The 11,815-nt window shown below is 69.7% G+C and carries 11 protein-coding genes; 4 read left to right on the forward strand and 7 right to left on the reverse strand.

Annotated features, from left to right (window positions below):
- Nucleotides 1-14: 14 nt before the first annotated feature.
- From STRNI_RS36475 to STRNI_RS36485, 3 genes are all read right to left on the reverse strand, one after another.
- Nucleotides 15-530, reverse strand: a complete 516-nt coding sequence (locus STRNI_RS36475; protein ID WP_159490987.1) for a glycine-rich domain-containing protein — start codon at nucleotides 528-530, stop codon at nucleotides 15-17.
- 51 nt (nucleotides 531-581) lie between these two features.
- Complete coding sequence (locus STRNI_RS36480) at nucleotides 582-1,820, reverse strand: hypothetical protein (RefSeq protein ID WP_159490989.1); 1,239 nt, start codon at nucleotides 1,818-1,820, stop codon at nucleotides 582-584.
- Nucleotides 1,821-1,951: 131 nt separating this feature from the next.
- Nucleotides 1,952-2,107: a hypothetical protein gene (locus tag STRNI_RS36485; RefSeq protein WP_018091721.1), complete on the reverse strand. Its 156-nt coding sequence runs from the start codon at nucleotides 2,105-2,107 to the stop codon at nucleotides 1,952-1,954.
- Nucleotides 2,108-2,465: 358 nt separating this feature from the next.
- Between STRNI_RS36485 and STRNI_RS36490 the strand changes: the two genes are divergently transcribed.
- Nucleotides 2,466-4,175, forward strand: a complete 1,710-nt coding sequence (locus STRNI_RS36490) for a hydrogenase maturation protein (RefSeq protein ID WP_277412763.1) — start codon at nucleotides 2,466-2,468, stop codon at nucleotides 4,173-4,175.
- 38 nt (nucleotides 4,176-4,213) lie between these two features.
- On the opposite strand, the gene STRNI_RS36495 is transcribed toward STRNI_RS36490, so the two are convergent.
- A complete protein-coding gene (locus STRNI_RS36495) occupies nucleotides 4,214-4,747 on the reverse strand; it encodes a winged helix-turn-helix domain-containing protein (protein ID WP_229838369.1) in 534 nt (177 codons plus the stop codon).
- 964 nt (nucleotides 4,748-5,711) lie between these two features.
- On the opposite strand from STRNI_RS36495, the gene STRNI_RS36500 reads away from it, so the two are divergent.
- The 3 genes from STRNI_RS36500 to STRNI_RS36510 all read left to right on the forward strand — a co-directional run bounded on the left by STRNI_RS36500 (nucleotide 5,712) and on the right by STRNI_RS36510 (nucleotide 9,371).
- Complete coding sequence (locus STRNI_RS36500) at nucleotides 5,712-6,668, forward strand: hypothetical protein (protein WP_277412764.1); 957 nt, start codon at nucleotides 5,712-5,714, stop codon at nucleotides 6,666-6,668.
- Nucleotides 6,669-6,877: 209 nt separating this feature from the next.
- Nucleotides 6,878-8,329, forward strand: coding sequence for an amino acid permease (locus STRNI_RS36505; RefSeq protein WP_093640106.1), 1,452 nt, complete (start codon nucleotides 6,878-6,880; stop codon nucleotides 8,327-8,329).
- A 157-nt stretch (nucleotides 8,330-8,486) separates the two neighbouring features.
- A complete protein-coding gene (locus tag STRNI_RS36510) occupies nucleotides 8,487-9,371 on the forward strand; it encodes a GNAT family N-acetyltransferase (protein WP_159490993.1) in 885 nt (294 codons plus the stop codon).
- Between the two features lie 12 nt (nucleotides 9,372-9,383).
- On the opposite strand, the gene STRNI_RS36515 is transcribed toward STRNI_RS36510, so the two are convergent.
- The 3 genes from STRNI_RS36515 to STRNI_RS36525 all read right to left on the reverse strand — a co-directional run bounded on the left by STRNI_RS36515 (nucleotide 9,384) and on the right by STRNI_RS36525 (nucleotide 11,766).
- Nucleotides 9,384-10,466 carry a protein kinase family protein gene (locus tag STRNI_RS36515; RefSeq protein ID WP_266450872.1) on the reverse strand — a complete coding sequence of 361 codons (1,083 nt, stop codon included), beginning with the start codon at nucleotides 10,464-10,466 and terminating at the stop codon, nucleotides 9,384-9,386.
- Between the two features lie 111 nt (nucleotides 10,467-10,577).
- Nucleotides 10,578-11,084 (reverse strand): DinB family protein, encoded by a 507-nt coding sequence (locus STRNI_RS36520; protein WP_093640116.1) that lies wholly within the window; start codon nucleotides 11,082-11,084, stop codon nucleotides 10,578-10,580.
- A 490-nt stretch (nucleotides 11,085-11,574) separates the two neighbouring features.
- Nucleotides 11,575-11,766 carry a hypothetical protein gene (locus STRNI_RS36525; protein WP_018091729.1) on the reverse strand — a complete coding sequence of 64 codons (192 nt, stop codon included), beginning with the start codon at nucleotides 11,764-11,766 and terminating at the stop codon, nucleotides 11,575-11,577.
- Between the last annotated feature and the right edge of the window lie 49 nt (nucleotides 11,767-11,815).

Consider the following 11,815-nt stretch of genomic DNA (forward strand, 5'->3'; position numbering starts at 1 on the left):
TTCCAGCGGACCCCCTAGGGGGCCGCCGCCATCGGTTCCAGCGCCGCGATGTCCGCGAGCGACAGTCCCATCTCCTCGTGGAGGAAGCGCACGATCGTCCAGTGCGGCAGCGCCCCCTCGTCGAACGGGCCGAACTCCTGGCAGTACAACGGGATCCAGCGCAGGGCCTCTTCGAGTGCCTGCTCGCGCCCCGGCTCCTGCTGATAGTCCTCGTAGGCGATGCTGCGGTGTTCGATGAAGAACTGTCCCGGGAGCCGTTGCTCGCACAGCGCACGGTATTCGCGGGTCTGCAGGATGAGGTAGTGCCAGATCTCGTCGATGTCCTGCTCGACCGGCAGGAAGAGGCCACCGAGCCGGTCGTGGTGCCGGGAGACGAGATAGAGGTAGCGCAGACACTCGGTGACCTGGCGCTCCACGAACTCCCGCGGTGCGGCGCTCTTGTCGTGGAAGTGTGTCACCACTTCGGCGTGCAGCGCCTCGCCGAGCAGTTCCTTGAGGTCATCGGCGGATATCCGCGGCTGGCTGGTCATGCTTCTCCTGTCCGAGTGGCGCGGACGCCCGGGGCGCGGACGTCCGGTGGGTCAGCTGCCGGCCGTGAGCCAGGCGTACTTTCCCGACTTCCCGATGGGGATGTGCGTACGGTGTTCGAGCCGGCAGCGCCGCCCGGTCAGTTCACCGATGCCCTGTTCCAGTGCCGCGGTCTGCGCGAGTTCGACCGGCGCACCGTGGAAGGTCGTGTACACCAGCTGTGCCTCGCCCTCGCCGGTCAGCCGCAACTGGTACAGGAAGACGTCCGGCGAGGCCTCGCTGATGCACCGGTCGAGGTCGCCCTGGGCGACGGGCCCGTGCGGAGTGCTGAGCAACTCCTTTTCCCGGCCGCAGAATTGGATGATCTGTCCCGGGTCGGGCGTACCGTCCAGGGTCCGTACGCAGTCGCCCGAGCGGTAGCGGATCAGCGGCATATGGGGATTGCGCACGCTCGACACGATGAGCTGGTAGATCGTGCTGCCGTCGGCGACCGGCTGGAGCTCGACGCTCATCTTGTCGAGGTACGGCCAGTAGGTGCCGTGGCGGTCGCTGTAGTAGAGGTAGCCGAGCTCGGTGCTGCCGAACAGGTCGATGACGGGGCAGTCGAAGTGCTGACGCAGAAAGCGCCGGACGTTCACCGGGGTGTATTCGTAGGCGTGGATGATGCTCGCGGGCGGCGGGAAGTCGTCCCACAGTCCCCATTCGCCGACCTTCCGCACCAGATGCGCCAGGTGGTAGCCGGAGCAGTCGAGGTGGTACCAGCCGCGCGGGTGCGCCTGACGGGCGGTCCGGATCTCCTCCAGCATCCGCTCCACCTCGGCGCGCTCCCACAGCGCCGGGTCCAGCCGCAGATTGAGGTAGCAGGTCCGCTCGTCGAGCCATCGGTCGTCGAGGGTGGGTACCGGGGCCGGTGCGGTCCCGCGCCGGGCGGCGTTGACCCGCGCCACATGCTCCGTCGCCAGCACCGTGGTCAGCGACACCCGCCGGCAGCCCGATTCCCAGGTGCCGGATATATCGGGGTGTTCGCTCCAGAGCTGGTAGTAGGAGCGCAGCAGGAAGTACGGGGGCCGGATGATCTGCATCCGGGCGTGGTTGGTGCCGGTGGAGAGGACGAACTCCGCCTCTCCGGACTCCAGCGCCGCGGCCAGCCGGGGCGTCATCCAGTTGTCGGGAAAGCCGCGCGCGATCTCCGGCTTGTCGAGTATGGGGAAGTAGCCCTTCGCCAGCGACTCACGGTAGATCGGTATGTCGCGGATCTGCTCGATGACCTCGGCGGTCGGCTGACCATCCATGGAATCCTCGTCGTTGCTGGGACGGCGGTGCCACACGGGGAATGAGGGGCGCGATGCCCGGGAGCGGACGGCGGGCGGCCGGAGTGCTCACCGCCGCCGGCCCGCTCCCGGGCCTCTGCCGGTCGCGATGGTCAGGAGATACAGCCGGCCTTGGGCGTGGCGCTGATGCAGCCGGCCTTCGGGGCGGCGCTGATGCAGCCGTTCTTCGCCGCCTGCTGTGCGGAGTTGGCGGCGAGCCAGTTCTGCCAGACGTTGTCCTGGGCCATCTTCTTGATGAGCTGCTCCATGGGAACCTCCGAGAGAGAGTGCGGAAGACGGACGGGGCACACGGCGCTGACCTGCGCTGATGCCACTGCACTGAAAGTAAAAGTATGACCAAGTGGATGTCAATTAAAGGCAATGTCCAAAAGCGCGGTTGGGCTACCGGTGCGCCAACTTTGGCGGGATCCCGTCGAGATGATCAGCAGCGGAACTACATGACGAGAAGTCAGACGGCGGCGGCCTTCCCGGCGCCGCCGGCTCCGTATTGCGCCGCACGGCGGCCGTCGATCGGGTGACCCGTCGCGCGGGTCCGGAGCCCGGCGGCCGTAGGTGCGGGACGATCCAGCCATCCGCCCATCGGTCCCAGCTCCAGGGGAGTCTGCTGTGCGCATTCTGCTCATCGCCGGCGCGTTCAACAGTCTGACGCAGCGCGTGTACGCCGAACTCGGCGACCACGGACACCAGGTGAGCGTGGAGCTGGTGACGAAGGACACGCCGCTGCCCGAGGTCGTACGCCGCCATACTCCCGACCTGATCGTGGCGCCGATGCTCAAGACGGCCATTCCCCGGGAGGTGTGGTCCGCCCACACCTGTCTGGTCGTGCACCCCGGGCCCGTCGGAGACCGGGGCCCGTCCTCGGTGGACTGGGCGGTGCATCTGGGCGCGGAGCGGTGGGGCGTCACGGTCCTGCAGGCCAACGACGAGATGGACGGCGGCGACATCTGGGCCGCGGCGAGCTGCCCCGTCCCCGGCGTGGGCAAGAGCGACCTGTACCGCAACGAGATCGCCGATGCCGCGCTGGAGGCGGTCCTGGCGGCCGTCGCCCGCGTGGCGTCCGGCACCCACCGTCCGCAGCCACAGGCCGAACTGTCCGACGCCGCGAAACCCGGCCGCCCCCGGCCGCCGTTCCGCCAGGACCTGCGCCGGATCGACTGGCGCTCCGACCCCACCGACACCGTCGTACGCAAACTGCGCGCCGCCGACTCCCAGCCCGGTGTACGGGACGAACTCCTCGGCGACACCTGGCATTTGCACGGTGGCCACCCGGAGGACACCCTGACGGGCCGGCCGGGCGAGCTGCTCGCCACCCGATGTGGCGCGATCTGCCGGGCGACAGCCGACGGAGCGGTATGGATCCCGGAACTGCGGCCGCCCCGCGCGCCGGGGGAGCCCGGCACCCTCAAGCTGCCCGCCACGCTGGCGCTGGGCGACCGCCTCCCGCCGCTCCCCGAGGTCCCGGCCCCGCTCGACCCCGGCGACGGCCCCCGGACCTGGACCGACATCCGCTACCGCGAGGAAGGTCCGGCCGGCTTCCTGGAGTTCTCCTTCCCCGGCGGCGCGATGAGCACCGACCACTGCCGGCGCCTGCTCGCCGCCTACCGCCACGCCTGTGCCCGGCCGACCTCCGTGCTGGTCCTCGGCGGGCGCCGGGACTTCTTCTCCAACGGCATCCATCTGCACGTCATCGAGGCCGCCGCCGACCCCGCCGAGGAGTCCTGGGCCAATATCCAGGCCATGGACGATCTGGTGCATGCCGTCCTGACCACCACCGACCGCCTGGTGGTGGCCGCGCTCGGCGGCAATGCCGCGGCCGGCGGGGCGATGCTGGCCCTCGCCGCCGACGAGGTGTGGTGCCGCGCGGCCGTGGTACTCAACCCGCACTACCGGCTGATGGGGCTCTACGGCTCGGAATACTGGACCTACACCCTGCCGGGCCGGACGGGCCCCGAGGTGGCCGGGCAGCTCACCGCGCGCGCCCTGCCGGTCACCGCCGCCGCAGGAGCGCGGCTCGGCCTGGTGGACCGGATCATCGACTGCCCCGCACAGGACTTCGCCGCGCAGACCGGACGGCTCGCCGTCCGGCTGGCCTCGGCGCCCACGACGCAGGCTCGTATCGCCACGAAGAAGGCCGACCGGGAACGCGACGAGGCGCACCGCCCGCTCGCCGCCTACCGGGAGCACGAACTGGCGCAGATGCACCGCATCTTCTTCGACCCGGACCAGCCCTATCACGCCCTGCGCCGGGCCTTCGTCCGCAAGGAACCCGCGGCGGCGGCCCCCGGGCACCTCGACTCCTCCCTCGGGGAGGGCTGAGGCTTCCGCACCCGGACCGCTCAGCAGCGGTGACCGGACTACGCGGTGGGCTGGTACTTGTATCCGATACCGAAAACCGTGCTGATGGAGTCGCGCAGGCCGGGCCCCAGGCGCCGGCGCAGTCGGGCGATATGGACATCGACGGTGCGGTTGCTGGACTGGCAGCTGGGCCAGACGGCGGCCATCAGCTGTTCCCGGGTGAAGGCGCGCCGTGGATGCAGCACGAGGTGCGCCAGCAGATCGAATTCCAGCCGGGGCAGGTCGAGTTGGCGGCCTCTGATGAAGACGGTCCGGGCCGCGGTATCGATCCGGATGGGCTCCGGCCGTGACCGGCCGGCTGTTGCTTCACCGGCCGGTTCCTCGCGCGGTGGCGCCAGGATGATGTGGACCTCGTCCGACGGCAGCCGGTGCACCGATATGGGTTCCAGGGCGTGCAGGGTCAATTGCCACGTGCCGTCAGGGAGCCGGTCGACCGCCAGGGGTGGCCCTTCGCCGGGCCCGGCTGTGGGCGGCCGGCCGAAGTCGGCGTCCGGTCGCAGCGCAAGCGGGGTCGTCGAGGAGTTCATAAACATGATCTGGGCCCATTCCTCTTGCAAAGCAGGCGTGTACGGACAGACATGGCGGTGCTCGACGTTCAAGGGTGCTGAGGTGCTGTGCAGCGATCGCGGCGCGGTCCGGTGTGCGGCCGGGGGGCGACCAGGCACTTGTGGTGCAGGTCCGCCCAGCGGGGCGATCACTCCGTTCCAGCCGCAAGAACGCTCGCGCCCATGCCCGTACCCAGCCATGACGTGGTGTGAAGTCACGGCCTCCGGTCCAGACGAACGCTACATGTGATCGCGCGCTTCCGGAAAGTAGCATCCGCTAATTCGGTTGCTCTTGAGCCGAATTTGTGAGTCGCGGCGCCAACGCGGAGGGCGGCCCGGCGGGTTGTGTCCGGGGAGCCGCCGATTCGTTCAACAAGTGCACCGGGAATTCATTGAATGTTGTTGCTTCGACACCCTCGCTGCCGGGTGGTGGACGTGGCTGTCCGGGCTGGCGCGCTCCTCGCTCGGCGGTGGGTTCCTTCCGGCCTTGGTGGCTGGAAGGCGTCGGTGAACCGGGCGGCCGCCCTGGCGAGTTGTGGGCGGGGGTCGGGCCGGGGAGGGGCTCGCCCGCCGGGGGTGTGGCGCACCGCGGCCCGCCCGTGTCCCCCGTGAGGGCGCGGCCATGGAAACGATGGATACGGAGGGGTAATCAGCAACGATGTGCACTTGTGGAGGGTCTGTGAACACATGAATATGCCAAATAAATGCCCTGTGGCGAACGAAGTGGCAAAGTGGAGGGCTTCTGAAGAGTGGGTCGAGAAGTTGTTTCTCTTTCAATCTCATCGAGACTAAAAGGTGCGGAACCAGATATTCCAGGCGGCTTGTTTTCGCAATGAGTTGATGATGAGTAGGGTGTGGCCGCTGTCACTTGACCGGTGGCAGGGGTCCAGCTGAATTCGGCGCAGCTGGAATGCCGTGTGGGGGAAGACGCCTTCGTGACCGGGAGGGGACCATGGCGGCCGGCTCTTTCGAGGGGCAGTACGTGTGGAGTCCAGCGGCCGATGACCGGGCGCTGGCGCGCGCGTGTATGGACGTCAGGGCCGGGCGGTACTTGAGCGCGCACGAGGTTCTGCAGGAAACCCGGGAGGATTTCGAGGTGCGGGCCCACCGGTCCCTGGTGCTGGCGTCCGTGGCGGCCGATTCGGACCTGGCCGAGCGCTGGCTGGCCGAAGAGCCGGGGCCGGAGGCGGCACTGCTCTGGGCCCGGGTGGCGATGCTCCGGGCCCTGCGCATGGCCGACGCCGGTGACCGGCGGCAGGGCGCCCTGGCGCGGATAGCGCAGTCGGCGTGCGAACGGGCCGCGAAGCTGCTCCCCGACGACCCCACCCCGTGGGTGGCCCAGCTGGCGCTGACCCGCCTCGACCGCCCTCAGGACCCCGCACCGCAGGGGCTGCTCACTGCGCCGGCCGGCCCGTGGTACCTCTTCGCGCACATCCTCCGGCTCGACCCCTGGCACCGTGAGGCGCACCACCGCTTCCTGTCGTTTTTCTTCACCCGCTACGGCGGTTCGTCCAGCGCGAGCTGGGACGTGGCCGCGTTCCTGAGCCAGCGGGCCCCGGCCGCCTCACCACTGCGGCTGCTGCCGCTGGTGGCCCTGGTCGAGGACTACAACCCGTCCGCGCTGCTCGCGGACCACGCGTGGGAGCAACCTCAGTGGATCACTACCGCGATGGGCATCTACCACAACTGGTTTCCGCAGGTTGCCGGTTACCGCTTCACCCCGGTGCTGGATCTGGCGTATCTGGCACATGCGCTCTTCATGGCGAAACGTGAATTCGAGGCGCGGGAAGTCTTCACCGCGATGGGGCCCTATGCCTCGCGTATGCCCTGGAGTGCATTCGGCGACCCCGAGGAGCAATTGACGAAAGCCAGGCGCTCTTGCGGGCTCCCCGTTCCGCATGGCGGCTGATTCACCGGCAGGCCGGTGGTGGCGTGAATTTCTCGCCGCAGAAGGAAACCCGTTCCACACCATCCGTTCGAAAACTCAGCCCGGTCCATTCACCCCCGGTTCCCCCCAGAAAGGTTTCGGTTGTGTCCGAGCGTACATCCCCAGCTCGCTCGAAAAACCCCCACGCGGCAGATCCCGTCACCCTCGACGACGATGCCACGCTCCATGCCATGGGCTATCCGCGGAAACTCACCCGCAGATTCCGCGCGTTCGACAACTTTGCCATTTCCTTCACCATCATCAATATCATTTCCGGCATCTTCTCCTCCTTCGGGTTCGGGATGAACGCCGGCGGTCCGCGGATCCTGATCTTCGGCTGGATCGGCGTATCGATCATGGTGCTGTTCGTCGGCGCCGCCATGGGGGAGATCGCCTCCGCCTACCCGACGAGCGGCGCGCTCTACTTCTCGGCCGGCAAGCTGGCCAAGCGGCACCAGGGCGCCTGGTCCTGGTACACGGGCTGGCTGAACTTCGTCGGCCAGGTCGGCGGCACCGCCGCCACCAACTTCGCGGCCGCCACCTTCATACAGGCGTTCATCGCCATGCAGTGGCCGTCCTACGAGTCGACACCGCAGCAGACGGTCGGCATCACCGCGGCCATCCTTCTCGTCCAGGCGCTGGCCAACACGTATACCGTGCGCCTGGTCGCGGTGGTGAACCGCATTTCCGTGTGGTGGCTGCTGATCGGCATGGTGGTGATCGTCGGCGCACTCACCGTGATACCCGACCACCATCAGCCGCCGTCGTTCGCGCTGCACTTCGCCAACAACACCGGCTTCACACAAGCGATTTACGGCGGAATGCTGGGTCTGCTCGTCACCAGCTGGACGTTCACCGGTTTCGACGGCAGTTTCCACATGTCCGAAGAAACGGTGAAGGCGACGGTCAACGCGCCCCGGGGCATCATGCGGGCGATCAGCTGCTCCGCGATCACCGGACTGATCCTCATGCTCGCGCTGGTGTATGCGATCCGTGACTATGGGCATGCGGCGAGTGCCGAAGCGCCGCCGGTGCAGATTCTCGTCGACGCGCTCGGCCAAAACACCGCCAGCTTCCTGCTGTTGATCGTTATCGGCGCCATGCTGTTCTGCGGGCTCGCCAACATGACCAGCAATACCCGGCAGATCTTTGCCTTCTCCCGCGACGGCGCGATGCCCGGCTCCCGGTGGTGGCATTCCGTCTCCGCGCGCACCCGTACCCCCGTCAAGGCCGTCTGGCTCGCCGCGGTCTGCCCCCTGGTACTGGTGCTGCCCGGCTGGTGGTCGCACACCGCCTTCACCGCGGTGGTGAGCGTCAATGTCGTCGGGCTGTTCCTCGCCTACGCCGTGCCCATCTTCCTGCGGCTCCGGCTCGACGACTTCCAGGCCGGTCCGTGGAACCTCGGGCGCTACGGCAAGCCCGTCGCGGCGATCGCGGTGACCTGGATCCTGATCAGCAATGTGCTGTTCATGCTGCCCCAGGCGTCCCCGATCACCCCCGACTCGTTCAACTATGCGCCGATCGCGCTGGCCGTGGTGCTGATCATCGCCACCGTGTGGTGGTTCGCCACCGCCCGGCAGCGCTTCCAGGGACCGGTCAGCTACGGCCGCCCCGACGAGGTCGCCGCCATGGACCTGATCTAGAGCCGGTCCCCACCGACTTGATCCAGTCCGATGGCCGGGCGTGGGCGGGTCCGCCGGAGCACGTCCTCCGGCGGGCCCGCCCCGCCCCCCGTCACCGGCTCCGCACCGTTCCCGTTCACTCGCCTCCTGACCCCACCAGAAGGGACGAACACCCGGTATGCCCACCCTTGGCAACGCTCCGGATCCGCAGCCCGTCACCGGCGAACTCACCGTCAGCACCGCCTCGTTGGACGACTGGCACCAGGTGGCCCAATGGGCCGCCGACGAAGAGTGGAACCCCGGACGCGGTGACACCGCCTGCTTCCACCCCACCGACCCCGCCGGTTTCTTCATCGGCCGCCGCGCCGGACAGACCGTCTCCGCGGTCTCGGTCGTCAACTACTCGGACGCCTATGCGTTCCTGGGCTACTACCTCGTCCACCCCGACCACCGCCGGCAGGGCCTGGGCCTCGCCACCTGGCGTGCCGCCTTCCCGCACGCCGGTGCCCGGACCGTGGGTCTCGACGCGGTCCCCGCCCAGCAGGACACCTACCGGCGCGCCGGGTTCGCCCCCGCCTACGAGACCATCCGCTACGCCGGACGCCCCACCGGCCCCGGGACCCCGGCGCCGGGCGTCGTCCCCGTCACCCGTGCGCATCTCGACGCCCTCGCCGACTACGACCGGCGCTGCTTCCCCGCCGACCGCCGTGCCTTCGTCACCCGCTGGCTGACGGCCCCCGGCCACACCGCCCTCGCGTATCTGCGCGACGGTGCGATCGCGGGCTACGGCGTGCTCCGCCCGGCCCGCACCGGTCACCGCATCGGCCCGCTCTTCGCCGACACCACCGCGGCCGCCGAAGCGCTCTTCGACGCCCTCGCGGCGTCCGCCGACCCGGCCGACGAGATCTTCCTCGACGTCCCCGGCCCCCGGCACGCCGCCCACACCCTGGTCACCTCCCGCGGCCTGACCCCACGGTCGCAGACCGTGCGGATGTACACCGGCCCGGTGCCACCGGCGGAGCACGAGCGGACCTTCGGCGTCACCAGTCTCGAACTCGGCTGAGCGAGCGGGCCGTTACGCGGTGACGGCCCTGCCTCGCACCCCCACCGCCCGCTCGATCTCTGCCGTCGGGAAGGGTGTCCGCTTGCTCTCGGTGAGGAAACGGCGGTGGAAGTCGTCCAGGACGACGGCCGGGCGGGCGTGCCGGTCGATGAGGGCGGCGGTCTCGGGCGGGAGGCCGCCGGGCCGTCGTCCGGCGATCCAGTCGCGCAGGAAGACGTCGCGCTCCGTGTCGCCGCGCACACCGTCGAGCAGGTGGTGACGGAGCAGGTGCGTCGCGGTATGGCAGTGGTCGTACGCGAGGTGGTCCGAGTGGAACGCGGTCTCGTCGGCCGAGAGGTCGAAGCGGGAGCTCAGGGCCAGCCCGAAGTCGGCGAAGTAGAGCCGGCGGCCATCGGTCAGGATGTTGGCGAAGTGGGCGTCGAAGTGGACGAGTCCGCGAGCGCGCAGAAAGGCGGTCCCGCGCGCCAGGGCCTCCGCCACCCAGGGGTAGGGCGAGCCGATGCCGCTCTCCGTCACACCGGCGCGGTGGTCGGCCAGCCATCCGGCGAGGGTGTGCGGCACATGTTCCAGGAAGAGCACCAGGCTGGACGAGGACCGTCCGAGGGCCTCCAGCCGTTCGCGCACCGCCGGTGATCCCTCCCAGTGCGCGACGGCCCCCTCCAACCCGCCGAACTCGTCGGTGAATCCTTCGGGAGGGGAGTCGGGCAGCACCCGCCAGTGATACATCAGCGGGAAACCCGCGTACGCGTTCCCGAGCACCCAGTGGGTCGTCATGGTGTGCACCGCAAGTTCCCGCCAGGCACCGAACCCGGCCGAGCCCGCCCCGTACTGGTAGAACAGCGGCAGCCCGAAGACGTTCGCCGTCGAGCGCACATGCTCCGGCCGCAGCTCGATATCCGTCAGGGGGACCCGCTTGACGAAGACGCGCACCCCGTCGACGTCCAGCTCCGCCGATCTGCCGCCGATACCGGACCCGAGCGGGACGGCGGATGCCACGACCTCCTGGAGCCGGTGGTCGCTCAGCAGGGAGAGTTGTGTGGCCACGGTCCCGTAACCCGCCAGGCGCGCGGCACACAGCGGTTCCCGGTCATCCATCGTCAGCTCCTCGCCGCCCGCACCAGGGCTTCGGTGATCGTACGTACGCGACCGGCCCCGCGCGCCACTCCTGCGCGGGGCCGGCACCCACCGGCCTGGCCCCCGGTCCGCTCAAGCACCGACCGTGCCGTCGATGGCCTCGCGCAGGAAGTCCGCATGGCCGTTGTGACGGGCGTACTCATGGATCAGATGCAGCATCACCACGCGCAGCGAGACATGTTCGCCCCAGCGGGGCTGATAGCCCGTGACGTCGAGCGAGGCGGCCTCCTGCTCGATGCGGCGGGCGTGTGCCACCTCCGTCTGCCAGGCGTCGAACGCCTCCGCGCGGGTGGACCTGCTCGCGTCGTACGCCACCTGGAAGTCGCCCTCGGCCGACCAGACGAGCGGGATGTCCTCGCCGTTGATCACCCGGCGGAACCAGGTGCGTTCCACCTCGGCCATGTGCCGCACCAGGCCGAGCAGGGAGAGCGTGGAGGGCGGGCTCGACCGGCGCCTGAGGTCCTCGTCGGAGAGGCCGTCGGTCTTCATGGCGAGCGTGGCCCGGTGGAAGTCGAGATAGGAGCGCAGGGTCTCCCGCTCGCCGGCGCGGACGGGCGGGGAGATGCGTTCGGTGGTCACGGAGGATTCCTTTCCGCGGCGAGTCCCCGGGCAGGTCTCGGCCGGTGCGGTGTCGCGGCGCTGAGAGGCGTCACGGTGGGTGGGAGCCGTCCGCGGGCGCACGGTCCGGAGGAGGGCGCGTGGCCCGTGGCGGGAGACGCTCTCCCTGAGCGCTCCGGAGCATGCCGGGAAGGCGGCGGTCGAGGCGATCTTCCCCAGCGCTCCGGGCCGCCGCAAGGGGTTTATCCGCGGCCGTGGTGGGCGGACGGAGGATGCCCGGGCCAGGGCCCGCCCGGCACAGCGGTCCGGCCTCCGGCACCTGGTCCTCACGGACGACTGATCCGGACCGACGCTCAACTCCGCGCGCCGGGCAGCCTCTTACGGAGCGGACGCCCGACGGCACGCACCACGCGCGCGCGGGCCCGCCCGTCCGTGGACGGCGCACCAGGGCACACCGTCCGCGGAGCGGGCTGCCCTCCGCGCTCGCCGTCCGCCGCTCAGCCGGCGGCACTCACGGCAGATACCGCTCGATGGCGCCGGGTCCTTCCTCAGCGATCAGGCGCCTGGCCCATTCCAGGCTCGCGGGGGTGGGTTCGCGCCCGGACGCCTTCACCAGGTCCTCCGGGTCATAGGGCCGCTCGCTACCGGTGTACAGCTGAGTCGGCCGCCGCTCGGCCGCCTGCTCCCTGCCATTGCTCGTCACAGGGTCCTCCTCTGTCCGCGCCCGCCGAGTCGCCGGGACCTCGCTTGGT

Source organism: Streptomyces nigrescens (assembly GCF_027626975.1).
Taxonomy (GTDB): Bacteria; Actinomycetota; Actinomycetes; order Streptomycetales; family Streptomycetaceae; genus Streptomyces; species Streptomyces nigrescens.

What these genes read in the sequence shown, in the direction of transcription:
- STRNI_RS36500 (WP_277412764.1), top strand. Translation starts at nt 5,712, where the DNA reads ATGGCGGCCGGCTCTTTCGAGGGGCAGTACGTGTGGAGTCCAGCGGCC.
- STRNI_RS36510 (WP_159490993.1), top strand. Translation starts at nt 8,487, where the DNA reads ATGCCCACCCTTGGCAACGCTCCGGATCCGCAGCCCGTCACCGGCGAA.
- STRNI_RS36480 (WP_159490989.1), bottom strand. Translation starts at nt 1,820, where the DNA reads ATGGATGGTCAGCCGACCGCCGAGGTCATCGAGCAGATCCGCGACATA.
- STRNI_RS36515 (WP_266450872.1), bottom strand. Translation starts at nt 10,466, where the DNA reads ATGGATGACCGGGAACCGCTGTGTGCCGCGCGCCTGGCGGGTTACGGG.
- STRNI_RS36475 (WP_159490987.1), bottom strand. Translation starts at nt 530, where the DNA reads ATGACCAGCCAGCCGCGGATATCCGCCGATGACCTCAAGGAACTGCTC.
- STRNI_RS36505 (WP_093640106.1), top strand. Translation starts at nt 6,878, where the DNA reads ATGGGCTATCCGCGGAAACTCACCCGCAGATTCCGCGCGTTCGACAAC.
- STRNI_RS36495 (WP_229838369.1), bottom strand. Translation starts at nt 4,747, where the DNA reads ATGTTTATGAACTCCTCGACGACCCCGCTTGCGCTGCGACCGGACGCC.
- STRNI_RS36485 (WP_018091721.1), bottom strand. Translation starts at nt 2,107, where the DNA reads ATGGAGCAGCTCATCAAGAAGATGGCCCAGGACAACGTCTGGCAGAAC.